The organism is Providencia sp. PROV208 (assembly GCF_028479465.1).
GTDB classification, from domain to species: domain Bacteria; phylum Pseudomonadota; class Gammaproteobacteria; order Enterobacterales; family Enterobacteriaceae; genus Providencia; species Providencia alcalifaciens.
The window spans coordinates 1-25,690 of sequence record NZ_JAMPNS010000012.1 but is presented as its reverse complement, the minus strand read 5'-3'; the positions used below and the strand labels follow the sequence as shown (position 1 = coordinate 25,690).

Here is a 25,690-nt window from a genome sequence, read left to right as displayed (position 1 = left end):
GCATCTTATCATTAATCTATTTAATTATAATGCTGAGCTACCCATTACGCTGTTTCATGAGTTTTTCCACTAATGGCATCATAATCAGCTCCATTGCGAGACCTAATTTCCCTCCCGGCACCACAATGGTATTCATTGCTGAAATAAACGAACCATTTAGCATGGATAATAAATAGGGAAAATCAATCTGCTCTAATCCCCTGAAACGAATCACAATAAAACTTTCGTCCTGTGAGGGAATCGCTTTTGCCGAAAAAGGGTTCGAGGTATCAACCGTCGGAACGCGCTGGAAGTTAATATGGGTACGGGAGAATTGTGGCGTAATATAGTTAATATAATCTCCCATTGAACGGACTACGGAATCCATCACGGCTTCCCGAGAATGCCCCCGTTCGGTGGTGTCACGAATAAGCTTTTGAATCCATTCAAGGTTGACGATAGGTACAACGCCGACCAGCAAGTCAACATGTTGTGCCACATCGTGTTCTGGCGTGACAATACCACCATGTAACCCTTCATAGAATAACACGTCGGTATTGGATGGCAGTGACTCCCACGGCGTAAAAGTACCGGGTTGTAACCCATAAGGCACAGCTTCATCGTAGGTATGGAGGTATTTACGAGACTGCCCATAACCGGTTGTCGCGTAGTCAATTAAGGTTTGTTCAAGTAGAGAAAAATCATTGGCTTCAGGACCGAAATAACTAATATGGCGTCCTTGTTCGCGGGCTTTACGGATAGCCATATCCATTTCAGGGCGGGTATAGCGATGAAAACTATCCCCTTCAAGGGTCGCAGGGCGGATATTTAATTGATGGAATATCTTACGAAATGCTTGGCTCGTTGAGGTTGTTCCTGCGCCACTCGAACCCGTCACTGCAATAATCGGATGCTTCTTTGACATAGTGGACTCCCTGTTTTACGCCATGACCACTATTTTTGAGAAACAGCGCTACGGGCGAAACTGGTTATTAGGCATGAAATTTACCGATTCATGTAACTCAGACCAGACTAGCACAATTTCGCCAGAAACTAACTGCCGTTTCACGTCATTCACTTTATCCTGCAAGCTTTTCTCATGGGTGCCATAATCGGTGCCTTCGCGTAAAACATAACTTTCGATGAGATTTTCTAGAGTTTCAGGCGCGAGATCTTTCCACGGAATAATCATGATTTTTGCTCATTCAAATACGATGTTAACCACAACGGAATACGTGTTTCCAACCACATTTGCGGCTTTCTAAAACTGCCACCGACAAATCCAACATGCCCACCATGTTCCGTCATTTGGTATTCAATATTTGCAGGTAAATGGCTTAAATCTGGTACCACTTCCGGCGCCATAAATGGGTCATCTTTGGCGTGGATTATCAGTGTGGGTTTTGTAATCTGTGATAATTTAGGTAGCGCACTGCATTTTTGATAATAATCCGCCGCATCATCAAAGCCGTGGATGCGCGCAGTAATGACATCATCAAATTCGCGAATACGTTTAAGCTGCTTAAGTTGCAATAAATTAAGCGGAAGCGAGCCGGGGTAGCGTACCAACTTGCGCGTTGCATTGCGTTTTAACCCGTTAAGTAGGTAGCGCTGATATAGTTGAGAAATACCTTTTTCCATTTTGATGGAACAGGCTTCTAGCATGAGTGGTGCAGAGACAACAACACCCGCATCCAATTCGGCATTCTCACCATTCTCTGCTAAATAGCAGGCTAACATATTACCGCCAAGAGAGTAACCGACCGCTGCAGTTGGAGCATCCCCCCAGGTTTGTTTCAACCAATGTAAAAAATAGCGAGCATCGCTGGTTTCACCGGAATGATAAATACGTTTTTGGCGATTAGGTTCTCCGCTACACCCTCTAAAATGCATAATTACGCCTAGCCACCCTTGCTTTTGGGCGCTTTCTAACATCCCATGGGCATAAGGGCTTTTAAAATTTCCTTCCAATCCGTGAAAAATCACTAAACGAGGCTTTTTACTTGCTTGTTCTGGGTTTTCGCTCCATGCAAGATCGATAAAATCACCATCAGGCAATTCTAATCGCTGCCATGTGGGGACAATTTTCGGGGTACGCCGAAAGATCCTTGGTAATAAGGTTTGGAGGTGTGGATTTTTTGCCCAACTCATAGGGCGGAAATTTTCTGACATGGCCTTATTTTTTATTTAGTGGGAACGCTTGAGAGTCACATAACATACTGTTATTTTTCTGTGATGCAAGTAAACATATTTAGGTTGAGGAACATAGTATAAATGACTCTGGGGCTAATTTTTTCGCTTTTTACGTTTTTATTCATTGCCGCAGTCACGCCAGGCCCTAACAATATGTTGTTGACCTCTTGTGCCGCTAACTACGGATTCCGTCGTAGTATCGGATTATTATTAGGAATAATGCTTGGAATGCAGTCAATTCTTTATTTGTCTGCATTCGGCGTTGCTGCACTCTTACTATTATATCCAGCAATTCATATCGTGCTGAAAATTGTTGGTAGCATTTATTTATTATGGTTGGCATGGAAAACAGCGACTGCTAGCTATGAGCCGTTGAAAACAGATAGCAAAGCCTCTAAAAGTGTAACATGGTTCCAAGGCGGGTTATTGCAGTTCTTAAATCCGAAAGCGTGGATGATGGGATTAGGCGCAGTAGGCAGTTTTAGTCTGCCTGGTGAGCTATTTACTCAATCCATTATCTTGATGAGCATCGCTTTTGTGGCGGTGAACTTAACGGCAGGCTTGATCTGGATGGGATTTGGTTCTTTGATTGGTGTCTTCTTACGTAGCCGACGTGCATGGTTTATTTTCAATTTGGTCATGGGGATATTAACTGCCGCTTGTGTGCCATTAATTTGGCTGGAGTAATCCATTTCCAATAAATAAAAAAGACACGTTAAGTGCCTTTTTTTATCGTTCAATTCAAATCATCATCTAATCTAAATCGACATTTTTACTACCAAACAGGTAGGTGAAAATGAATCCACACAGATACGAAACTAAGACACCGCCAGCATACACAGCCATGGCTGGAAGCACGCCTTGGTCAGAGGTCATCAGTGGAATCGCAATTAATCCGGAAGGTCCGAACACCGTATTTAAACCAACAGGTAAGCCCATCCAGGCTACGGCACCAATAAAGAACCCACCGGCAGCACCACCTAAACAGGCCGTCACAAACGGTTTTACTCGCGGTAGCGTGACACCATAGATCAATGGTTCACCGATTCCTAAGAAGCCTGGGAATAACGCTCCACCAATTTGGCTACGCGTCACGGAGCCTTTTTTCGCTTTTACATACAAGGCTAATGCTGCGCCGACTTGACCCGCTCCAGCCATTGCTAAGATTGGAAATAGTGAGTTAAAGCCTTGGGCTTCGACTAATGCCACATACACAGGAATAAAACCTTGGTGGACACCGAACATGACCGCAATTAAGAACAAGCCTGCTAATACCGCGGTTCCTATCGGGTTACCATTTAAGTGCATGAACAGCCAAGACATTCCTTCGAAGAGCCATACGCCGATAGGCATGATGAAAACAAAGGTAGCAGCCCCAACGATGAGCAGTGTAATGGTCGAGGTTAAAATAATATCTAAGCTTGCAGGAATAATTTTACGAACTTGTTTTTCGACCCAAGCACCGAAAATACAGGCAATCAGGATACCGATAATGTTACCTCTAGGGTCGATATACCAACCAAAGAAGTCTGTCATACCAGAATAGAAGCCTTTAGTGGCAGCCGGATCGTAGCCTAAAATAAACAGTGCTGCGATAATCGCCCCGTTCACACCACTTCCGCCAAAGGCTTTTTGTGCGTTATAACCGATTAGCAGTCCCATAAAGGTGAATAGACCTTTACCAAACACGCTCATATAGGCAATTAAGCTTTTTAGATGGTCCAGCTGAGTTGAATCCGCAGGGAATAAATTTTGGTTTGCTGACAATAATGTTAGCAATGACGCTAGTCCCATTAACAGACCTGCGCCGATAAAGCCTGGAATTAATGGGGTAAAAATGGTCGCGAACTTAGATAAAAACCGATGGACTGCACTGGTTTGTTTCTTCTTAAGTTGCTGTTTATTCGCAGAGGCGATCTCTTTCAGATCTTGCGTCGCCGACGCATCGTGAAGCTCATCGGCTTCGCCGCTCTCTAGCATCTGCTTCATCAGATCTGCGGCTGCTTGAGCTTTACCAGGACCAAGAACAACTTGTAGTTGGTCATCACTTTCAATCACGCCAAGTACACCTGCAATTTGTTTGATTGCCGCTTTATCCACGAATTGGTCATCATGTAATGTGAGTCGCAAGCGGGTCATGCAGTTGCCGCATTGCTTGATATTACGACCGCCACCTACGTGTTGCAGGATCTGCTGTATCATTTCATTGGTTATTTTAGCCATACTGTTTCTCTCATAAATATCCGTTGATTAGACGGATTTTGCGATGTTGAGGGCAGTGCGAATAAAGCCATGGTTTTTAGCGAGTAATTGACGAGCTTCATCGGCATTTAAGCCCGATAAAATCATCAAAATCGCTGTCTTACAGTGTCTATCACATTGTTGTAATGCAGATTCTGCGGTCTGGCGGTCACATTCAGTTGCTTCCATCACAATCTTGGTTTGGCGTTCAATAAGTTTGGCATTCGTCGCTTCGACATCGACCATCAAGTTACCAAACACCTTACCGATGCGGATCATCGCTCCGGTGGTGATCATATTTAGAATGAGTTTTTGAGCCGTTCCTGCTTTCATTCGTGAAGAGCCTGTGACAACTTCAGCGCCAACAATAGGGGTAATGGCAATGTCGGCGGCTTGAGAGACAGGGCTGTCAGGGTTACAGCTAATCGCCGCGACGGTGGCACCTAAGGCGCGAGCGTATTTCATGGCACCCAGTACATAGGGAGTACGCCCACTCGCCGCGATCCCAACGAGAACATCGTTTTGATTAAAATTGATATTTTTTAAATCCTGTTCACCGAGTTCGGGTTTGTCTTCCGCATTTTCAACGGCACGAAAGATGGCTTGGTGACCACCGGCAATCAGCCCAATCACTTGTTCATGTGGGGTTCCATAGGTAGGAGGGCATTCACTGGCATCGAGGATCCCTAAGCGTCCTGACGTGCCCGCACCGGAATAGATTAAGCGACCACCACGTTGGAAGGCATCGGCAACTTTATCGACCAATTGTGCAATCTGCGGTAAGGTTTTTTCCACAGCTAAAGGGACTTTTTTATCTTCATTGTTAATCACTTGAAGCATTTCAAGGGTAGACAATTGGTCAATGTGGGTGCTGGCTTCATTGCGACTTTCCGTGACCATCTTGCTTAAATCAATCGACATAGTAATAACTCCTTAAACGTATCATGAGGGGTATGCTATGGAATTATTTATTCCTTTGATGTGATGGCTATCACGGTGCAATCTATTCTCTCTTGCCAAAATAAGCGAATAATCTTGGCTGCTTATTACGCGATAAAATAATAATTATTTGAATTTAAATGATTAATTTTAAAGCATTGAGTTTTTATTGCAGGAATAATTTATTTGTAAATTTATTCTGTAGATAAAGGTTTACCTTCTTGAGGGCTATTATGACGTTACTTGATACCATCACGTACCTATTACCACGACTCGCGGAAAATCAACGTAAAATTGCGCAATTTATCTTAGAAAGTCCTGAAAAAGTGCTGAAACTGTCCTCTTCGCAATTGGCAGAACAGCTTGGAATCAGTCAATCCGCTATTGTGAAGTTTAGTCAAAAGTTAGGCGTAAAGGGGTATCCCGCGCTGAAACTGGCATTGAGTGAAATTATTGGTCGCCAGCAGCTCGATATAGGAGAACCCCATGGTGCATTGCATAACCGAATTACTCAAACGGATAGCTTGATGGTGGTCGCCCAGAAGCTGGCATTAGAGAAAAATTATTCCATCACCGAAACAACTAAACGCCTCGATTTTAAACAGTTTGAAAAAATCATTCAGCGCATAGACAGTGCGCAGCGTGTGCAAATTGTCGGGATTGGAGGCTCAGGTCTCACCGCGAAAGATTTAAGCTATAAGCTCCAGAAGATTGGAATTACGACACTGGTGGAGCCTGATCACCATGTTCAAATTGCCGCGGCATTAACGTTAACGCCACAAGATGTACAAATTGTCATTTCTTTTTCTGGGAAGCGTAAAGATATGCTCACTGCCGCCAATATTGGACATCAAAATGGGGCTTGTGTTATTGCGATTACGCGCTCGAAAGATTCTCCTCTAGCGCAAATGTCGGATTATATGTTGGAAAGCGTGGCGGAAGAAAATGAATGGCGGAGCTCTTCTATCTCTTCAAGAACGGCACAAAATACCCTTACCGATTTGTTGTTCATGGCATTGCTACAAAAACGGGAAGATAAAGCGAAAGCCTTGGTGATGAATGCAAAAGTGATGATAAATAAACTTGATGAATAACGATTAATGCCTCGATAACTTTGCAAAATAACTTTATCTGCGTTAAGACTAAAGGAGATATTATTTCGCTTAAAATAATTAATTGAGGGAGAGTCCATGAGGGCGTTGATCGTTTATACCGAGCTAACAGATGAAGATTCTGTGATCAGCCATGCGGTAGCACGGCTGGCAAGTGAACTGAATGACGAGCATGTAGAAACGGTCATTATTCGTGATTTCGAGGATGGTCTTGCCTATATCCGCTCAAATACCAGTATTGACTGCTTGCTTTATGGGCGAGATATGTCTGATAAGGAAGAGCAAGCGCAAGCCCATCGACTAATTACCCAGCTTCATCGTCGTCAAGAAGATGTGCCTGTTTTTCTCTTGAGTGATCGTGAAGAAGCTTTAGTGGCTTTTGACCGAAAAATGATGGAGCAAGTGGATGAGTTTGCGTGGATTTTAGAAGACTCAGCCGACTTTATTGCTGGGCGAGTTCTCGCCGCAATTATTCGCTACCGCGCTCAATTACTCCCGCCATTAATGAAAAGCCTAATTAAATACAGTGATGTGCATGAACATTCATGGGCTGCGCCAGGGCACCAAGGCGGAGTCGGCTTTACGAAAACGCCAGCGGGGCGTATTTATCATGATTTCTTTGGTGAAAACTTATTCCGTACGGACATTGGTATTGAGCGGGTTGCCGTGGGATCACTTCTTGATCACACCGGCGCATTCGGTGAATGCGAAAAAAATGCCGCACGAATTTTTGGCGCAGACCAGTCTTACTCTGTGGTGGTGGGCACATCAGGCTCGAACCGTACAATTATGCAGGCATGCATGACGGATGAGGATGTCGTAGTTATTGACCGTAACTGCCATAAATCCATCGAGCAAGGTTTGATTTTGACGGGAGCAAAACCTGTTTATATGGTTCCAAGCCGTAACCGCTATGGCATTATTGGGCCAATTTACCCAACCGAAATGTCTCCTGAAGCTATCCAAGAAAAAATCGCTAACAACCCGTTCACCGCGGATAAACTGGGCAAAAAACCTGCCTATAGCGTAGTGACAAACTGTACTTATGATGGCGTTTGCTACAACGCACGCAAAGTCCAGAATTTACTGGATAAATCTCTCGATAGGATTCATTTTGATGAGGCATGGTATGGCTATGCCCGATTTAATCCCATTTACCGTGACCACTTTGCGATGCGTGATGAAGAACGTAAGGATGACGATCCAACGATTTTTGCGACTCACTCGACCCATAAATTACTGAATGCGCTTTCGCAAGCATCGTTTATTCATGTCAGAAATGGGCGTGATGCCATTGATTTTAATCGCTTTAACCAAGCGTATCATATGCATGCAACTACCTCTCCACTGTACGCTATCTGTGCTTCTAACGACATTGCCGCGGATATGATGGATGGAAATAGTGGGCGCTCATTAACTGACGAAGTGATTCGTGAAGCCATCGACTTCCGTCAATCACTGGGTTATCTCTACAAAGAGTTTCAAAATGATGGGGAGTGGTTTTTCAAGCCGTGGAATCAGGAAACCGTGAAGGACCCTGCAACAGGTGAACGTTACGATTTTGAGTTCGCGCCTGTTGAGCTTTTGATGAAAGAGCAAAGCTGCTGGGTGATGAATCCGGAAGATACATGGCATGGATTCAAAAATATCCCTGCTGATTGGGCGATGCTTGACCCTATAAAAGTGAGTATTCTGGCGCCGGGTATGGGGGATGATGGTAAATTACTGGATTCTGGTGTACCCGCAGCCTTGGTCACAGCATGGCTAAATCACTACGGTATTGTGCCAACGCGCACCACAGATTTTCAAATTATGTTTCTGTTTTCTATGGGGATCACCAAAGGTAAGTGGGGAACATTGGTCAATGCATTGCTCTCTTTTAAACGCCACTATGATGCTAATACTCAGTTAAAAAAAGTGTTGCCGGAAGTGGTAGAAGTCGCACCTGATATTTATGGTGATATGGGGTTACGTGATTTGGGCAATAAAATGTTTGCGTATTTGCAACGTAATAACCCTGGCAGCCAGCTTAATCAAGCCTACTCCGAGTTACCGAATGTCATGATGAGCCCCCGTGATGCGTATCAACAGATTGTTGCTAACCGTGTTGAAGCCGTACCGTTAGACAAACTGGCTGGACGTATTGCGGCGAACTCGATTATTCCTTACCCGCCGGGGATCCCAATGTTGTTATCGGGCGAAAGCTTTGGAGAAACCGACAGTCCACATATTGGCTATTTGCGTAGTTTACAAGCGTGGGATAGCGAATTTCCGGGTTTCGAGCATGAAACGGAAGGTACAGAAAAAATTAATGGCGAGTACCATGTGATGTGCGTGAAAGCTCGATAGTGAGAATGTAATTAAATTTAGTGCTTAATACCGAAAATAGATCCTTATCAGGGATTAGCTAAGGATCTATTGTGTCTTTCTGTCGGTTACTATGAGCGGAATTAACGCCTAATCTGGTGTGAGAATGTGTGGTTAACTAATGGAATGATAGGAATTTTTTGTTTATTAAAATAATCGTTATCTTCAATAAAGCCTAATTGATGGCAATATTGTGAAGCATAGCCACTGACTAAAAGTTTCCAATTGAATTTAAAGTCTGGATAAGTTTTTTTTGCGATTTTATAAATACTGGTTGTGCAGTTATTCCACATAGAATGATATTTTTCATCATTTTCTTTCAATGAATTGATTTTATCCATGTAATTGATAAACAATTCAGTAATAAGTGGTTTATCTAAATTTAAGGGATAAATATAGACTTGCTCATTGCGTAAATTAACCCGCGTACCAATCAAATCCTGCTCATCCGCGACCACATAGATAATATCGTAGTTATAGAAAAAACCTTTCCAAACCGAAAATTGCTGATGTGATTTTCGCCGTGTTTCAATGGAAAAAGAGACATAGTCTCCATTGGAAAAACCAAAACTCAAAAAAACATGGGCAATCATTTTACCAGACCAATGTGACTGTACTAAATCGACACTTTGCAGATCAGACAAGTTGTAATGTTTGGTACCCCATATGTATTCGTTTTTATCTGTGAATTGAAACGAACGAAAATTGTGGATGGCAACCTCTGAAGTATCGCGGTTAAAATCCATAGAGGATTTATAGCGATACTCTGTTCTCCACTCGTCTTTAGGAAGTAAATTACTCATCATCGCATTTTCAATAGAACGGACATGGCTCGGGAGTAATCTAAAACAATCCCCGGTGTCCACGTCATTATACTTGCATGTTTTCTGAGCTGGGACATGACCCAAAGTTCAGGGCTAAAGAGTAATTTAAGTAGCAACATGAAGCCGCCTTTTTTCTCAGTAAAATATCCTTCAGTACTTTTTATTAGCGCTAAAGAGACAACGGTTGAGCAATTACGGTTAGTTAAATTGTAGGTCGTGTCTTTGCTGTATTCACGCCAAAATGCATCCAGTTTTTCTTTACTGATCCCTTCAATGGTTAATTTGAAATTAGACGGCGGCGCAATTTTCATTTCATCAAGATAACTGATTTGAAAAACGCCAGTGTCATTGTTTTCTTCCGTGGATTTTAATATCTGTAAGAATTGCGCCGTATCGCGGTCAATATCTTTCTCTGGGTAGTGGCTGATATAAATCTCATCGAGTTCAAAGGCGACATGCCCTGTACTAATGACCCCCTGAGAATTGCGGGAGACAATGTAGCGCTGGATAATTTTAAAAAATAACGGTAGTTGCCCTGTGGTTGTCCAAACATGTAGGGTGCCGGATTCTCTATCTGAAGATGAGTGATTACGTACAAAAGTTATTTGATCCACATCATCGGATATCCGGCTACTGACGACAAAATAGTACACAAAGAATGAGTCTAGGGAGAAGATCATAATCAGCGTACCGACATCCCAATAGACTTGGCGGGATGAATAGTCAAAAGACCATGGAATAAAATTCCATAAGCCAAGTAAGAACTCAATAATGGATACGGTAAACATCAGTTTCCAGCGCTGAAACTTTAAAACCACGCTGTTGGACATTTTCCAGATAGCGCTGACCATCAGATATAAGCCAGTAATAAAGCCAGAAAGAACGGTTTCCCAAGCATGTATTTTGGAAAACAACACAATGTAGACCATAAGCAGCAGCACTAGCCCACGGCTGATTCGTAATCCTCGAGTGGCACCTTGGCAATATGCTGAGCAAACAAAGGAGCGAATGGCTTCCAATAAAATTGGAATACATAGAAAAATCATGTACTCATGGGGATCTGCAAAAAAAGGTAATAAGAAAAAGCAGGCGCCAATAAACACACCAAAGAGTGTTAATGCGAGAATAAACCAAAAATATTTTTTTGCTGTGTTTCTGCCATAGAGCATTGTCATTATATAAATCATGCTGTACCAACCATAGAATCTAGATAAGTGCTAATGCCTTATCTTTATAGGTTTTTATTTTTTAATTTGTCGGATAGGCTTCATTATAATGGGGATATTACAGTGACAAAATAGATGCTCGCTGAAGTGTTTTACTATGATTTTAATCTATTGAAGAATAAGTGTTATTTTTAATATTACACTTTCTTTGATTGGTTTTAACTGCTTAAAGTTAATGATATGTTAATATTTAAATCTATTAATTACACCTCAAATCTTCAGATTGTTTTTTAAAAAAACTATAAATAAGATTTTTATGTGTAATTTAAATTTTTAAAGGTTTTGCACTAATTAAAAATATCTAATTTGGTCTTATTGTAAAAATAGCCCTTATTAATATGAGCTTAATAAGGGCTTATTCATTGAAATAAATTACCGATTAACCTGCTTCAAACTCATTGGTCATGGTTTCTAGCTGTTCTTGTAAATCCATCCACTCCATTTCAACGTCTTCGAGTGCGGATTTTTGTTCTGTCTGTTTCTTCAAACAGTCAGTAAGCTCTGCTTTTTTATCTTGCTCATAAATGGCTGCGTCAGATAATTTTGCCTCTAATTCTGCCAAGGAAATCGAATACTTTTCCATTTTCTTTTCCAATTCCGTAATTTTTTTACGGATGGGTTGAGTCAGTTGACGGAACTCGGCTTCTCGGCGTTTTTGGTCTTTTCTATCTTGTGCCGTGACGGTTGAGGTACTGGCTGGTTTTTCTTTATCAAGCAGTTCCCGTGCTTGCTGCAATTCCATTTTGTTTTGTTCGGCTAACCATTGTTGGTAATCTTCAAGGTCGCCATCAAATTGCTCGACTTTTCCACCATGAACCAGATACAGCTCGTCGGTTGTGGTACGCAGTAAGTGTCTATCATGGGAAACCACCACTAAGGCCCCTTCGAAAGCCATTAATGCTTCAGTCAGTGCTTGGCGCATGTCCAAGTCTAAATGATTGGTTGGCTCATCGAGTAACAGTAAATTAGGGCGTTGCCAGACAATCAGCGCTAATACTAGGCGAGCTTTTTCACCACCGGAAAATCGCCCACTAGGATCGGTCACTTGGTCGCCTTTAAAGCCAAACCCTCCTAAATAGTCACGTAACTGTTGTTCCGTTTGCTCTGGTGCTAAGCGGGCAAGATGCTGCAACGGGGATTCATCAGCGTGCAAATATTCTAATTGGTGCTGGGCGAAATACCCCAGTTTAATGCCCTTGGCGAGGGAAATTTCACCGTGCAATGGGGGTAAATCTCCCGCTAACATTTTGATTAATGTTGATTTACCTGCACCATTTCGCCCAAGTAAACCAATGCGTGAGCCGGGGACTAAATTCAATTTAATGGATTCTAATACCACTTTTTCACCGTAACCAGCACTGACTTTTTCCATTTTTAATAATGGGTTAGGTAAGCTTTCTGGTTTGCGGAATGAAAAATGGAATGGGTTATCCACATGTGCAGGGGCAACCATCTCCATACGCTCAAGCATTTTAATACGGCTTTGAGCTTGCTTCGCTTTCGTTGCTTGTACTCTGAAGCGGTCAATGTAGCTTTGTAAGTGAGCGGCTTTGGCTTGTTGGCTCTCATACAGAGCCTGTTGTTGTGCCAATTTAGTGGCACGTTGACGCTCGAAAGAGGAGTAGTTACCCGTGTATTCGAACATCGTTTCTTGTTCGATATGCAGCACTTTATCGATAATAGGATCGAGGAAGTCCCTATCATGGGAAATCAAGATCAGTGTGCCTGAGTAGCTCTTAAGCCATTTTTCCAGCCAAATGACGGCATCTAAGTCTAAGTGGTTCGTTGGTTCATCGAGCAACAATAAATCAGAACGGCACAATAGGGCTTGCGCTAAGTTCAAGCGCATACGCCAGCCACCCGAAAAGGATTTTACTGGGGACTGTAGTTGTGCCTGACTAAAGCCTAAACCATGTAGTAGGCTGGCCGCACGGGATTGAATCGTCCATGCATCAATGGCATCTAACTGTCCGTGAACCACGGCAATGGCATGACCATCATTTTTTTCATTCGCTTGCTGGAGTTTTTGTTCTAGGGCACGAAATTCGCGATCGCCATCAATCACATACTCAATACAAGGCACATCAAGGGCTGGGGTTTCTTGATTAACCCATGCCATTGACCAATTGCTTGGAAAGGTTGCTGATCCTGCTTCTGCTTGTAATTCACCTTTTAGCAGTGCCAGCAATGTGGATTTTCCGCAGCCGTTTTTACCCACTAATCCGACTTTCTGTCCCGGATTGATAGTCGCAGTTGCATTGTCCAGCAGAACACGTACACCTCGGCGAATTTGTAATGAAGAGAAAACAATCATAGAAACCGTCTATTGAAAATATGTTAAATTATTGAGTTAGATATATTCGAATAAAAAAGTTATTACTGAAATATATTAAGCTTAAAATACATTTAGCAGGCTGCATGGTAACGGAAAATTATCCGCCTGACACGCCTTTGAGGAGGGAAAGATGTCAAATTCGCTAAAAGTACTGGTGGTCTACGCTCACCCAGACCCCCATGAGTCAGTTGCTAATCGTCTGTTATTAGATGCGGTGCGTGATTTTGATAATGTCACTATCCATGATTTATATGCAACATACCCCGATTATTTTATTGATGTCACCGCAGAACAAAAGCGACTTTGTCAGCATGATGTCATCGTATTTCAGCATCCTCTCTATACTTATAGTTGCCCCGCTTTATTAAAAGAGTGGTTTGACCAAGTGCTGACTCGCCGGTTTGCCACAGACCAAGGTTATCAAAAGTTAAAAGGCAAATATTGGCGTTCGATTATTACGACAGGGGAGCCAGAAGAGTCTTACCAGCATGGCGGCTATAATCGCTATCCGTTATCCGAAATTCTTCGCCCATTTGAATTGACTGCGTTGATGTGTGATATGCAGTGGCTAGAACCGAGTATCATTTATTCTGCCCGTCGACTGAGCAAACAACAATTACAGCAAGCAGTTGAAGAATATAAACAATGGATGAAGCAGCCCCTCAATATGGGAGATATTTCAAATGGATGAGTTGAATCTATTTGAGTCGGTGATCATATTTTTATGCGCCGGTGTTGTGATGGTGCCAATTGCCCAAAAAATCCGATTGGGTGCGGTGTTAGGGTATTTACTCGCTGGGATCATCATTGGTCCTTTTGTGTTGGGTTTTATCCGCAATGTGAATGATATTCTGCATTTCTCTGAGTTAGGTGTTGTCTTCTTAATGTTTTTGATAGGACTCGAGCTGAAGCCATCTAAATTATGGGAACTGCGTCGGTCAATTTTTGGTGTGGGAACCATCCAAGTGGTTGTCACTGCGGTGCTAATGGCAGGGGTGCTCATTTTGGCACAATTTTCTTGGCAGGCTGCGGTAGTCGGTGGCTTGGGCATGGCGATGTCCTCGACGGCGATGGCGCTGCAATTGATGAACGAAAAAGGGATGTCTAATCAAGAAAGTGGGCAGCTTGGTTTTTCCGTTTTACTGTTTCAAGATATGGCCGTTATCCCCATTATGGCGTTGATTCCGTTATTAGCCGGTGATACGGGGAGCAGTGATTGGTACAAAATTGGTTTGAAAGTGGTAGCGTTTGTAGGGCTGTGGGTTGTCGGTCGCTATTTATTACGTCCACTATTTAGACTAGCCGCCAAGTCGGGGGTGCACGAGATTTTCACGGCAGCCGCGCTGTTAGTGGTATTAGGCTCGGCACTGATTATGGAAAGCCTAGGGTTCTCAATGGCTTTGGGAACATTTATGGCTGGAGTGATGCTGGCGGAAACAGAATTCCGCCATGAACTAGAGATTAATATCGAGCCGTTTAAAGGATTATTGTTAGGGCTGTTTTTTATCTCTGTTGGTATGTCTCTGAATCTACAAGTGTTGTGGACTTACCTTCCACAAGTCTTGATCGCTGTTGTAGTATTAGTCGCGGTGAAAGCACTGGTGTTGTATGCGCTAGGGTTTGTGGCTCGCTTACGTAATGGTGCTCGCGCACAGTTTTCTGGGGTATTGAGCCAAGGTGGGGAGTTTGCCTTCGTGATTTATGCCACCGCGTTTGGCGCGAGTGTTATTGATGAACGTCAAATGGACCTCTTGTTGGTTGTGGTGACTTTGTCGATGATGACAACGCCACTTGTGATGCAGCTGATAGATGCGTATCTCAACCGCCGTTATAATCAGCAAGCGACATCGACAGAAAAACCGTTTGTGGAAGATACTAATCCTCATGTTATTTTAGTGGGATTTGGGCGCATGGGGCAGGTGGTTGGTCGTTTGTTGATGGCGAATAAAGTGAACATTACGGTGCTTGAACAAGATGTCACGGCAATTAGCACGATGCGCCGCTATGGATATACCGTTTATTATGGGGATGCGCGTGAGCTGCAACTTCTTCGTTCGGCAGGCGCGGATAAAGCGAAATCGATTGTGATCACCAGCAATGTGCCTGAGGAAGTGATGGAAATTGTGCGTATTTGCCAAGAAAATTTCCCTAACTTGCATATTATTGCACGAGCTAAAGGGCGTTTAGAGGCACACGAATTATTGCACAGTGGCGTGACGGATTTCAGCCGTGAAACCTTCTCAAGTGCGCTGGAAATGGGCAGTAAGGCGCTAGTTAGTACCGGTATGCACCCTCATAAAGCTTATCGAGCTAAGCAACATTTCCGCAGACTCGATATGCGTATGTTACGCGATATCATTCCTGAAAATGAAAACAGCGACAGCGGGCAAATCTCACGCATTAAAGAGGCGCGGCGTGAACTTAACGAACTTTTCGAAAAAGAGATGCAAAGAGAAAATCGCCAACCGCATAGCTGGAATAACGAACAGTAAGGTAGAAAAATGGCAGCAACACGTAAGCGTTTTATTGCTGGGGCAACTTGCCCTAAATGCAAGTCTCAAGACACCTTAATGATGTGGCGAGAAGACAAAATTGATGTGGTTGAATGTGTGAGCTGTGGGGATCAACAGCGCCAAACCGAAGGTGATGCCACTGAGCATGTGAGAAAGCAAGAACAAGTTATTGGGATTTTTACCCCAGAATAAGAGAATTTTGTCAATTCTCAATACAGCACAATTGTTTTCCGGTACAATTGGCAAAAATTTTTCCCTTACGGGTCGTAGGAGATGTCATGAAAGTAGCAAAAGACTTGGTTGTAAGCCTCGCTTACCAAGTAAGAACAGAAGACGGTGTTTTAGTTGATGAGTCCCCGGCAAACGCGCCAATGGATTATCTGCATGGCCGTGGATCTTTAATTTCTGGTCTGGAAAAAGCATTAGAAGGTCGTGAAGTTGGCGAACATTTCGATGTCGAAGTCGCTTCAGACGATGCATATGGTCAATACGATGACAACTTAGTTCAACGCGTACCAAAAGATGTATTCATGGGCGTTGACGAGCTGGAAGTGGGTATGCGTTTCTTAGCGGATACTGATATGGGTCCAGTTCCTGTTGAAATCACTGGCATCGAAGGCGATGAAGTTATCGTCGACGGTAACCATATGTTAGCAGGTCAAAACCTGAAATTTAATGTTGAAGTCATGGCTATCCGTGAAGCAACAGAAGAAGAAATCGCACATGGTCACGTCCATGGTGCTGATGGTCACGACCATGACCATGATCACGAAGGTGGTTGCTGTGGCGGTGGCGGTCATAGCCACGGTTCAGAAGGCGGTTGCTGTGGTGGTGGCGAAGGTCAAGGCCACGGACACAAGCATGGTGGCTGTGGTTGCCACTAATCTCTAAAAAAGAGATTCAATAAAAAGTGAATTCGCTTTTTATTTCGAAAGTAGGCTCAACATTTTTATGTTGGGCTTTTTTTTACTCAACATTCAGTCTCAAGTATTCACTGTTATTAAATTTAATAATTACTGAAATTTATTGTAAATCAGTTGGTTATTTTTCTAACTTATAATTCCCATGATTTTTATCGAGATTAATTTCTTTGTTTATCTCGTGTCATTGTCTCAATTATCGAGGAAAATCATTATGGGAATGCCCTCTATTTACCCTACAAAAACAACCACTTATAAACCAGATAAAGCCTGGAATGGTTATACATTATTTTCAGTGGCTAATAAGGGCGCTGTGCTTATTGATATGAATGGCAATGAAGTTCATGTTTGGCAGGACAGTAATGGAGTGCCTTGTAAAATGTTACCTCGAGGCAATCTGCTGAGTTATGAATGGTCAAAAGAAGGTGATAAATATCGCGAATATACTCGGTTGGTCCAGCGGGATTGGGACAATAACGAAGTTTGGTCATTTGATCGTGTCGAATTATTGACGGATGATGCTGGGGAGCAATATTGGTCTGCAAGAGCCCATCATGATTTTCAACGGGAAGGAAACCCCGTCGGGTATTATACGCCTGACTTGATATCCCCTATCTATGAAGGAAAAACATTATTACTTTGCCATCGAAATATTCAAAATCCTCAAATATCAGATAAGCCATTACTGGATGACGTCTTTGTTGAGGTTAATTGGCAGGGAAATATTGTATGGACTTGGGCGCTCAGTGATCACTTTTCAGAGCTCGGTTTTTCTGAAACCGCAAAGAATGTCTTTTATCGTAACCCTAATCTCATATCTGATGGTGTGGGGGATTATTTACATATCAATAGCCTATCTCGGCTTGGTCCCAACAAACACTATGATAATGGCAATACTGATTTTCATCCTGAGAATATAATATGGAGCTCTCGGGAAGCGAATATTATTGGAATTACCAGCCGTGAAACAAGAAAGATTGTATGGCAAATTGGGCCTGATTATACCCATGATAATGTTAAACATTTAGGGGGGATTATTGGTCAACATCATGCCCATCTTATTCCTCAAGGGTTACCGGGTGCGGGGAATATTTTACTGTTTGATAATGGCTGGCAAGCAGGCTATGGGCAAGCAACGCCAACCTCGCTTTATGGATTAAAAAATGCGGGTCGTGACTATTCTCGAGTCTTGGAGATAGACCCGATCAGTTTAGATATTGTTTGGCAGCATTCTGCAAATGAGCAGGGATTTAAAATGCCGACGAATCGTTTTCGATTTTTTAGTCCGCATGTTAGCAGCGCACAACGACTCCTCAATGGTAATACATTGATTACAGAGGGCGCGGATGGACGAATAATTGAAGTTACTAAGGAAAATAAAATTGCTTGGGAATATATTTCCCCCTATACCGATGAACAATACGCCTGGGATAACATGATTTATCGGGCTTATCGAGTTCCCTATGAATGGGTACCTCAAGTGGATAAGCCCGAAGAGGTGGCCTTGCCTGATATTGATATCTCCCAATTTCATATCAGGGGGAAAAGTTGAGAGACTAATAATGGGGAGGGGGAGTCTCTTCTTCAGGACGCGCTAGGTGAGATGATTGCGACGCTTTCAATCTTTCCGCAACGATACGCAAATGTTCCTGCATTTTTGACAGCTGCATTTGTTGTTCTGTGATCACTTGGTTGAGCTGTTCAATGGTTAATTCTTGAAAGGCAACTTTGCTTTCCAAAAGTTCTAAACGCTGTTCAAAATTGTTTGATGAATCCATTTTAGGATCTCCTTATGGGTTCTCACCATGAAAAAAACATCATAATAACCGAACATTACAAATCAACAGATAAGTTTTATTTAAAGGTGTAGGCGTTGAAACCTCTTTTTGTTAATGTGGTCTAAGATATTCTTATATTTATTGTGTTAACTGACAGCTTGTTTTTTAAGATAAGGAACAGCTATCAATAAAAATGAGCGTAATAGCTCGAATAATAGCTATCGGAGATTAGGATGAAATCACTGTTTAAGGCAAGTCTATTAGCAACAACATTAGCATTCGCTTTCACTGCACCACAAGTTATGGCAGAAGAAGCAAAAACACAAGCAAGCGCGTTCAAAAATGCAGAAGAGCGTAACGCGTATGCATTAGGTGCCTCTTTAGGTCGCTACATGCAAAACTCTTTAGAAGAGCAAAAATCTATTGGCATTAATCTGGACAAAGCCCAATTATTAGCTGGTGTGCAAGATGCATTCAGCGGCAAAAGTAAAATGACAGATGCGCAAGTTGAAGAAACGTTACGTCAATTTGAAGGCCAAGTGAAAAAAGCGGCTGAAGATAAAATCAAAGCTGAATCTGCTGCTAACGTGAAGAAAGGCGAAGAGTATCGCGAGAAGTTTGCGAAAGAAAAAGGTGTCGTGAAAACTAAGTCTGGTCTGTTGTACAAAATTGAAAAAGACGGTACAGGCGCAAAACCTAAAGAAGACGAAACAGTGGTCGTGCACTATAAAGGTTCTCTGGTTGATGGAACAGAATTCGATAGCTCTTATTCACGTAATGAACCACTGACTATCCCATTGAATTCAGTCATTAAAGGTTGGACAGAAGGTTTAGCTAACCTGAAGAAAGGCGGCAAAATGACATTAGTTATCCCGCCAGAATTAGCGTATGGTGAAAACGGTGTTCCAGGTATTCCTGCGAACTCAACGTTGATCTTTGATGTTGAATTATTAGATATCAAACCAGCTGCTAAATAATGTTTGAGTGAGCGCTACATCATGTAGCGCTCTTCGTATAAGGGAATAAATGACGACCTAAAAAAGCGTTGTTTAATCGACCCAGCCTCTTAAAGATAGTTCGATATCATACGTATCCGCGATTACTGCAAGATTTTCATGAAATTCATCACTGGCTATTGATTGTTTACGGTGATTTTTTTTGTAAAAAACCATATCAGAATCAATTAAGTACAGGTTTTTATCTGAACCTTCCTTTACATTACCTTCCGAGTCTATGTCGTACATGACCCTGTCTTTTGAATTCATAAATTCAACAACTTTTTTACCTGTCACGGAATGACCTTGAATAAATTTAGACACTAAAACATGTTCACCATTACTTAAGTTGGCTTCTCGTGAGTAATCAGAATCATTGAATTCATTGGTAATTCGAGAGGTTCGAGCACAATTAGAATTAGAACCTTGAAAGGAATCTTCAGTTAACGCTATTTTTATGACATATGACCCTAATTTGTAGGCTCGACCATAATTGCCTTCACCTATTAATGCTCCATAGGTAGAAATGTACTCTTTACTGTAGTTTTTTAATGCGTTGGCAAAAGTATCAATATCTTTGTTTGTATCTTGGTTTGTATAGGAAAAGTAGAGCTGATTGTAGGTGTTTGAAACGGAGGCTAGGCTGTGAGTGAGACCTTTTTGAACCTGTTCGGCTAAGTAAGTTGAAGTTTTTTGCAGGATATCTAGCATGCGAGTATGCGCATTTATCATTGGCATTATTTATGTCCATATCTAATATTGCTAAGACTTTGAAGGCTATTACTTAAACTCCGTAACATCTATTATAAAACGCGGTTAATATAAACACAGCCATTCGGCTCTTGTGTAGCGATTGATTTACGTAAAGATTGTGATAAAACATACTCTCTTGCATTCATTCGCTTGACGGCAACGCCTCGGAGTTTTAACTTCAATAGATTCGTTTTTATTTTTAATCATCACATCCGTTGACTATGTACAACAGAATGAAGGCAAATGAGTCGAATAATGAATGCCTCATTGGTTGACTGGATGAATTTTATACACTTTAGAAGGATGACGTTGAAATGTCTGATGCATTACAATCCCAAGACCTCAGTGATATTAATATTCTAGATAACCAGCCGTTTACTGAGACTGACCACGAAATTTTGAAATCATATGAAGCTGCGGTTGACGGGCTCGCTATGCTAATTGGTGCGCATTGTGAAATTGTTCTTCATTCTCTAGAAGATCTAAAATGTTCAGCAGTGAGAATAGCTAATGGTCAGCATACAGGGCGTAAGATTGGCTCGCCTATTACTGACTTAGCGTTAAGAATGCTCCATGACATGGCCGATGCAGAATCAAATGTATCCAAAGCGTATTTTACGAAAGCTAAAAGCGGTGACCTAATGAAATCCGTGACGATTGCGATTCGTAACCGTAAGCAGCGTGTTATTGGTTTACTGTGCATTAATATGAACTTAGATGTGCCATTCTCAGAAATTATTAAATCATTTGTTCCTGAAGAAAAACAAGAAGTGACTTCAGATGTAAACTTCGCATCTTCTGTTGATGACCTAGTTGCTCAAACATTGGAATACACCATTGAAGAAGTCAGTAATGACCGTAATGTTTCGAACAATGCGAAAAACAAGCAAGTGGTTCTGAATCTATACGAGAAAGGAATCTTCGATATTAAAGATGCAATCAATCAGGTTGCTGACCGTCTGAACATTTCGAAGCACACCGTCTATTTATATATACGCCAATTTAAGAGTGGTGAATGAGTAAAGCAAACCCGCTAACATATTGTTTGTTAGTGACAGGCCCTGCATATGGTACTTCGCAATCAGCGAGTGCCTATCAATTTGCCAATGCTCTTCTTGAAGAAGGGCATATATTGAAGTGCATTTTCTTTTATCAAGATGGCGTTCTTAACGGCAACACCTTGACTTCTCCCGCGACTGATGAATTTGATTTAATCAAAGCATGGCGTAAACTTGCACAAGAATCTGGGTGTGAAATGAACATTTGTGTTGCTGCGAGTCTGCGCCGTGGTATTACCGACGAAGAGCAAGCACAAGCATTGTCATTACCAGCCTATAACTTATCTGAAGGTTTTGTCATGAGCGGCTTAGGCAGTTTAGCTGAGGCGATGTTGACAACAGACCGAACTATTCAGTTTTAAGTCTGAACACCATGAACAGCACAACGATATAAGGTATTTTGTGAAAAAGATTGCGTTTGTTTTTACGACGATGCCTCATGGCAGTGCCAGTGGACGAGAAGGGCTGGATGCATTATTGGCAACTTCAGCATTGACTGAGGATATTAACGTATTCTTTATTTCGGATGGTGTATGTCAACTACTTGCGCACCAGCAACCCAAAGAAATTTTGGCTCGAGACTATATCGCGACATTCAAAGTCCTACCATTGTATGATATTGAAAATATTTACCTGTGTTCTGAATCATTACAGGAAAGAGGGATTAGCCAGCAGAATGATTGGGTTGTCACTCCTGAATTTTTAACGCCACAACAAATTCAAGCATACTTATCTGCTTGCGACGTCGTGCTTAAATTTTGATCTTGCGTTCAATTTTTGATCTGTAGTAGGATCCCGCCTATGTTATACACCTTAGCCACTTCTCCATTTAAAAGCGATTTTTCCGCAATGCTGCGGTTAGTCACAAATGAAGACGCTATATTGTTGTTCCAAGATGGTGTTCTGGCTGGCATTTCGCGGTCTAAATACCTTCTTGAATTACAAAATAGCGGAGCTCAAATTTATGCCTTGGATGCAGATATTTACGCCCGAGGGCTGCAAAATCAGATCGCTGATGGCGTTTCTATCATCTCATACCAAGGTTTTGTAAAGCTAACTGAAGCTCATAAGCAACATTTTGCCTTATAAAGTCACTAAAAGTTGTATATTTCTTGACACCCGAGCCAGTCGGCAATAAAATTTCGCGTCCTCGTGTATCGTCATGTTGGCGAACGAGGTCAAATCCGTGTTTACGAAGCAAAAAACCAGGAGCTTTTTTAATAATGGCAACTATTAATCAGCTGGTACGCAAATCTCGTAGCTCGAAGGTTGTTAAAAGCAACGTTCCAGCACTGGAAGCTTGCCCGCAAAAACGTGGCGTATGTACTCGTGTATATACTACCACTCCTAAAAAACCAAACTCAGCATTACGTAAAGTATGCCGTGTTCGTTTAACTAACGGTTTCGAAGTTTCTTCCTACATTGGTGGTGAAGGCCACAACTTGCAGGAACACTCCGTAATCTTGATCCGTGGCGGTCGTGTTAAAGACTTGCCAGGTGTGCGTTATCACACCGTTCGCGGCGCACTGGACTGTTCTGGTGTTAAAGACCGTAAGCAAGCTCGTTCTAAATACGGCGCGAAAAAACCTAAGGCTTAATGGATTTCCGTTAAGTAAGGCCAAACATTTTAATCTTAATGTCAAAATACTCTCGTAGAGTTTTGGACAAACCTGAATTAACAACGGAGTCATATCCATGCCACGTCGTCGCGTAATTGGTCAACGTAAAATTCTTCCAGATCCTAAGTTCGGATCAGAATTACTGGCCAAATTTGTAAATATCCTGATGGTAGACGGGAAAAAATCTACTGCTGAAGCAATCGTATACAACGCACTTGAAACCCTTGCTCAGCGTTCTGGTAAAACTGAACTTGATGCATTCGAATTAGCACTTGATAACGTGCGTCCGACTGTGGAAGTTAAATCCCGCCGTGTTGGTGGTTCAACTTACCAAGTTCCAGTTGAAGTTCGCCCGGTTCGTCGTAATGCCCTGGCAATGCGTTGGATCGTTGATGCTGCTCGTAAACGCGGTGATAAATCTATGGCGCTTCGCCTGGCAAACGAATTATCAGACGCTGCTGAGAACAAAGGTTCCGCTGTTAAGAAACGTGAAGACGTTCACCGTATGGCAGAAGCTAACAAGGCGTTCGCACACTACCGTTGGTAATCTCTTACCAATCTTAGTGATGTATCTCAGGGTAGCTTTCAGCTGCCCTTTATATGAAGAATTGAACGCCCACGAGAGAGGAAAAAATGGCCCGTCAAACGCCCATAGCACGTTATCGTAACATCGGTATCAGTGCACACATCGACGCCGGTAAAACCACAACTTCTGAACGTATTCTGTTCTATACTGGTGTAAACCATAAGATCGGTGAAACCCACGAAGGTTCTGCAACAATGGACTGGATGGAGCAAGAGCAAGAGCGTGGTATTACTATCACTTCCGCTGCGACTACTGCATTCTGGTCTGGTATGGCTAAACAGTATGAACCACACCGTATCAACATCATCGACACCCCGGGACACGTTGACTTCACAATCGAAGTAGAACGTTCTATGCGTGTTCTTGATGGCGCAGTAATGGTTTACTGTGCAGTTGGTGGTGTTCAGCCACAGTCTGAAACCGTATGGCGTCAGGCTAACAAATATAAAGTTCCACGTATCGCGTTCGTTAACAAAATGGACCGTATGGGTGCGAACTTCTTACGTGTTGTTGAGCAATTAAAAACACGTTTAGCAGCTACTGCAGTTCCACTGCAATTACCAGTCGGCGCAGAAGAGTCGTTCACTGGTGTTGTTGACTTGCTGAAAATGAAAGCAATCAAATGGAACGACGAAGACCAAGGCGTTACCTTCGAATACGAAGATATCCCTGCGGACATGCAAGAGCTGGCTGAAGAGTGGCACAACAACCTGATCGAATCCGCTGCAGAAGCATCAGAAGAACTGATGGAAAAATATCTGGGCGGTGAAGAACTGACTGAAGCTGAAATCAAAGGCGCTTTACGTCAACGTGTTCTTGCAAGCGAAATTATCCTGGTTACCTGTGGTTCTGCATTTAAGAACAAAGGTGTTCAGGCGATGCTGGATGCGGTTGTGGATTACTTACCAGCTCCTACAGATGTGCCGGCAATTAACGGTGTTCTGGACGATGGTAAAGATACTCCAGCTGAACGTCATGCAAGTGACGAAGAGCCGTTCTCATCTTTAGCATTTAAAATTGCAACTGACCCATTCGTTGGTAACCTGACATTCTTCCGTGTTTACTCCGGTGTTGTTAACTCAGGTGATACCGTTCTGAACGCCGTTAAAGCGAAGAAAGAGCGTTTTGGTCGTATCGTACAGATGCACGCTAACAAGCGTGAAGAGATTAAAGAAGTTCGCGCTGGTGACATCGCGGCTGCTATCGGTCTGAAAGACGTAACTACAGGTGATACTTTATGTGCAGTTGATGCACCAATCATCCTGGAGCGTATGGAATTCCCAGAGCCAGTAATCTCTGTTGCAATCGAACCAAAAACTAAAGCTGACCAAGAAAAAATGGGTATCGCATTAGGCCGTCTGGCTCAAGAAGACCCATCATTCCGCGTATCAAGTGATGAAGAGACTAATCAGACTATCATCGCTGGTATGGGTGAATTACACTTGGACGTTCTGGTTGACCGTATGCGTCGTGAATTCAAAGTTGAAGCGAACGTTGGTAAACCACAAGTAGCTTACCGCGAAGCAATCACGACTAAAGTGACTGACATCGAAGGTAAACACGCGAAACAGTCTGGTGGTCGTGGTCAGTACGGTCATGTCGTTATCGATATGTACCCACTGGACAAGAAAGACAAAGATGGTCTGCCAATGGACTACGAATTTGTCAACGAAATCAAAGGTGGTGTAATCCCTACGGAATACATTCCTGCGGTTGACAAAGGTCTGCAAGAGCAGCTGAAATCTGGTCCATTAGCGGGTTATCCAGTAGTTAACATGGGTGTTCGTCTGCATTTCGGTTCTTACCATGATGTTGACTCCTCTGAATTGGCGTTTAAACTTGCGGCATCAATCGCATTTAAAGACGGCTTCAAAAAAGCGAAACCAGTTCTGCTTGAGCCAATCATGAAAGTTGAAGTGGAAACTCCAGAAGACTACATGGGCGATGTAATTGGTGACCTGAACCGTCGTCGTGGTATGATTGAAGGTATGGATGACTTACCTACTGGTAAAGTTGTTCGTGCACAAGTACCATTATCCGAAATGTTCGGTTATGCTACTGACCTGCGTTCTCAGACACAAGGTCGTGCTTCATACTCTATGGAGTTCCTGAAGTACAATGAAGCGCCAAACAACGTTGCACAAGCTGTAATTGAAGCTCGTAACGCTAGATAATCGATTTTTATCGATTTAACTACTTTAATTTAAGTTCCTTCTCATCGTGAAGAGGGAACTCCATAAGGAATAGAGTCG

The 25,690-nt window shown here is 42.5% G+C and carries 26 protein-coding genes; 16 read left to right on the top strand and 10 right to left on the bottom strand.

All coding sequences use genetic code 11. From position 1 onward, the window contains the following. Positions 1–37 precede the first annotated feature (37 nt). Genes PR766_RS10340 through PR766_RS10330 form a run of 3 tightly spaced genes read right to left on the bottom strand, consistent with a single transcriptional unit; the run spans position 38 to position 2,151 of the window. Entirely contained in the window at positions 38–904 is an 867-nt protein-coding gene (locus PR766_RS10340; protein ID WP_036966542.1) for a phosphoribulokinase, read from the bottom strand. A gap of 48 nt (positions 905–952) precedes the next feature. Further along, entirely contained in the window at positions 953–1,171 is a 219-nt protein-coding gene (locus tag PR766_RS10335; RefSeq protein ID WP_006659547.1) for a YheU family protein, read from the bottom strand. Then, positions 1,168–2,151 (bottom strand): hydrolase, encoded by a 984-nt coding sequence (locus PR766_RS10330; protein ID WP_006663029.1) that lies wholly within the window; start codon positions 2,149–2,151, stop codon positions 1,168–1,170. Before PR766_RS10330 ends, PR766_RS10335 begins: the two co-directional genes overlap by 4 nt. Before the next feature lie 102 nt (positions 2,152–2,253). On the opposite strand from PR766_RS10330, the gene PR766_RS10325 reads away from it, so the two are divergent. Beyond that, positions 2,254–2,859 carry a LysE family translocator gene (locus PR766_RS10325; protein ID WP_006659544.1) on the top strand — a complete coding sequence of 202 codons (606 nt, stop codon included), beginning with the start codon at positions 2,254–2,256 and terminating at the stop codon, positions 2,857–2,859. Positions 2,860–2,925: 66 nt separating this feature from the next. On the opposite strand, the gene murP is transcribed toward PR766_RS10325, so the two are convergent. Then, on the bottom strand, positions 2,926–4,395 hold the full coding sequence (murP, locus tag PR766_RS10320) for a PTS N-acetylmuramic acid transporter subunit IIBC (RefSeq protein ID WP_006663028.1): 1,470 nt from the start codon (positions 4,393–4,395) through the stop codon (positions 2,926–2,928). A 27-nt stretch (positions 4,396–4,422) separates the two neighbouring features. Continuing rightward, positions 4,423–5,334 carry an N-acetylmuramic acid 6-phosphate etherase gene (murQ, locus tag PR766_RS10315; RefSeq protein ID WP_006659542.1) on the bottom strand — a complete coding sequence of 304 codons (912 nt, stop codon included), beginning with the start codon at positions 5,332–5,334 and terminating at the stop codon, positions 4,423–4,425. A 251-nt stretch (positions 5,335–5,585) separates the two neighbouring features. Here murQ and PR766_RS10310 point away from each other — a divergent pair, with 251 nt between their 5' ends. Continuing rightward, entirely contained in the window at positions 5,586–6,446 is an 861-nt protein-coding gene (locus PR766_RS10310; protein ID WP_154636005.1) for a MurR/RpiR family transcriptional regulator, read from the top strand. A 96-nt stretch (positions 6,447–6,542) separates the two neighbouring features. Then, positions 6,543–8,813: an arginine decarboxylase gene (adiA, locus tag PR766_RS10305; protein ID WP_154630981.1), complete on the top strand. Its 2,271-nt coding sequence runs from the start codon at positions 6,543–6,545 to the stop codon at positions 8,811–8,813. Positions 8,814–8,914: 101 nt separating this feature from the next. Here adiA and PR766_RS10300 read toward each other — a convergent pair whose 3' ends face one another. The 3 genes from PR766_RS10300 to PR766_RS10290 form a co-directional block, all read right to left on the bottom strand. Then, on the bottom strand, positions 8,915–9,637 hold the full coding sequence (locus tag PR766_RS10300; protein WP_006659539.1) for an Lnb N-terminal periplasmic domain-containing protein: 723 nt from the start codon (positions 9,635–9,637) through the stop codon (positions 8,915–8,917). Then, complete coding sequence (locus PR766_RS10295) at positions 9,634–10,830, bottom strand: peptidase (protein ID WP_224061698.1); 1,197 nt, start codon at positions 10,828–10,830, stop codon at positions 9,634–9,636. Before PR766_RS10295 ends, PR766_RS10300 begins: the two co-directional genes overlap by 4 nt. A gap of 430 nt (positions 10,831–11,260) precedes the next feature. After that, positions 11,261–13,195 (bottom strand): ABC transporter ATP-binding protein, encoded by a 1,935-nt coding sequence (locus tag PR766_RS10290; RefSeq protein ID WP_006659537.1) that lies wholly within the window; start codon positions 13,193–13,195, stop codon positions 11,261–11,263. Between the two features lie 151 nt (positions 13,196–13,346). On the opposite strand from PR766_RS10290, the gene kefG reads away from it, so the two are divergent. The 5 genes from kefG to PR766_RS10265 all read left to right on the top strand — a co-directional run bounded on the left by kefG (position 13,347) and on the right by PR766_RS10265 (position 18,201). After that, complete coding sequence (gene kefG, locus PR766_RS10285; RefSeq protein WP_006659536.1) at positions 13,347–13,907, top strand: glutathione-regulated potassium-efflux system ancillary protein KefG; 561 nt, start codon at positions 13,347–13,349, stop codon at positions 13,905–13,907. Continuing rightward, positions 13,900–15,708 (top strand): glutathione-regulated potassium-efflux system protein KefB, encoded by a 1,809-nt coding sequence (gene kefB / locus PR766_RS10280; protein WP_006659535.1) that lies wholly within the window; start codon positions 13,900–13,902, stop codon positions 15,706–15,708. The genes kefG and kefB overlap by 8 nt, the downstream gene beginning before the upstream one ends. 9 nt (positions 15,709–15,717) lie before the next feature. Continuing rightward, on the top strand, positions 15,718–15,921 hold the full coding sequence (locus PR766_RS10275; RefSeq protein WP_006659534.1) for a YheV family putative zinc ribbon protein: 204 nt from the start codon (positions 15,718–15,720) through the stop codon (positions 15,919–15,921). Between the two features lie 86 nt (positions 15,922–16,007). Continuing rightward, positions 16,008–16,613: a peptidylprolyl isomerase gene (gene slyD, locus PR766_RS10270; protein WP_006659533.1), complete on the top strand. Its 606-nt coding sequence runs from the start codon at positions 16,008–16,010 to the stop codon at positions 16,611–16,613. Positions 16,614–16,863: 250 nt separating this feature from the next. Beyond that, positions 16,864–18,201: an aryl-sulfate sulfotransferase gene (locus tag PR766_RS10265; protein ID WP_230086762.1), complete on the top strand. Its 1,338-nt coding sequence runs from the start codon at positions 16,864–16,866 to the stop codon at positions 18,199–18,201. Positions 18,202–18,205: 4 nt separating this feature from the next. On the opposite strand, the gene PR766_RS10260 is transcribed toward PR766_RS10265, so the two are convergent. After that, complete coding sequence (locus PR766_RS10260) at positions 18,206–18,427, bottom strand: SlyX family protein (RefSeq protein WP_006659531.1); 222 nt, start codon at positions 18,425–18,427, stop codon at positions 18,206–18,208. 233 nt (positions 18,428–18,660) lie between these two features. Between PR766_RS10260 and fkpA the strand changes: the two genes are divergently transcribed. Then, a complete protein-coding gene (fkpA, locus tag PR766_RS10255) occupies positions 18,661–19,404 on the top strand; it encodes an FKBP-type peptidyl-prolyl cis-trans isomerase (protein WP_006659530.1) in 744 nt (247 codons plus the stop codon). 72 nt (positions 19,405–19,476) lie between these two features. On the opposite strand, the gene PR766_RS10250 is transcribed toward fkpA, so the two are convergent. Next, positions 19,477–20,160: a kinase gene (locus PR766_RS10250; protein ID WP_154636007.1), complete on the bottom strand. Its 684-nt coding sequence runs from the start codon at positions 20,158–20,160 to the stop codon at positions 19,477–19,479. Positions 20,161–20,489: 329 nt separating this feature from the next. On the opposite strand from PR766_RS10250, the gene PR766_RS10245 reads away from it, so the two are divergent. The 7 genes from PR766_RS10245 (at position 20,490) to fusA (ending at position 25,612) form a co-directional block, all read left to right on the top strand. Beyond that, on the top strand, positions 20,490–21,194 hold the full coding sequence (locus tag PR766_RS10245) for a helix-turn-helix transcriptional regulator (RefSeq protein ID WP_006659527.1): 705 nt from the start codon (positions 20,490–20,492) through the stop codon (positions 21,192–21,194). Next, positions 21,191–21,595, top strand: coding sequence for a sulfurtransferase complex subunit TusD (tusD, locus tag PR766_RS10240; RefSeq protein WP_036959723.1), 405 nt, complete (start codon positions 21,191–21,193; stop codon positions 21,593–21,595). Before PR766_RS10245 ends, tusD begins: the two co-directional genes overlap by 4 nt. Positions 21,596–21,635: 40 nt before the next feature. Beyond that, entirely contained in the window at positions 21,636–21,995 is a 360-nt protein-coding gene (gene tusC, locus PR766_RS10235) for a sulfurtransferase complex subunit TusC (RefSeq protein ID WP_036977910.1), read from the top strand. Between the two features lie 39 nt (positions 21,996–22,034). After that, complete coding sequence (gene tusB / locus PR766_RS10230) at positions 22,035–22,322, top strand: sulfurtransferase complex subunit TusB (RefSeq protein ID WP_006659524.1); 288 nt, start codon at positions 22,035–22,037, stop codon at positions 22,320–22,322. A 134-nt stretch (positions 22,323–22,456) separates the two neighbouring features. Further along, on the top strand, positions 22,457–22,831 hold the full coding sequence (rpsL, locus tag PR766_RS10225; RefSeq protein WP_004265905.1) for a 30S ribosomal protein S12: 375 nt from the start codon (positions 22,457–22,459) through the stop codon (positions 22,829–22,831). A 97-nt stretch (positions 22,832–22,928) separates the two neighbouring features. Then, on the top strand, positions 22,929–23,399 hold the full coding sequence (gene rpsG / locus PR766_RS10220; RefSeq protein WP_004262486.1) for a 30S ribosomal protein S7: 471 nt from the start codon (positions 22,929–22,931) through the stop codon (positions 23,397–23,399). Positions 23,400–23,485: 86 nt separating this feature from the next. Beyond that, positions 23,486–25,612, top strand: a complete 2,127-nt coding sequence (gene fusA / locus PR766_RS10215) for an elongation factor G (protein ID WP_006659523.1) — start codon at positions 23,486–23,488, stop codon at positions 25,610–25,612. Positions 25,613–25,690 lie beyond the last annotated feature (78 nt).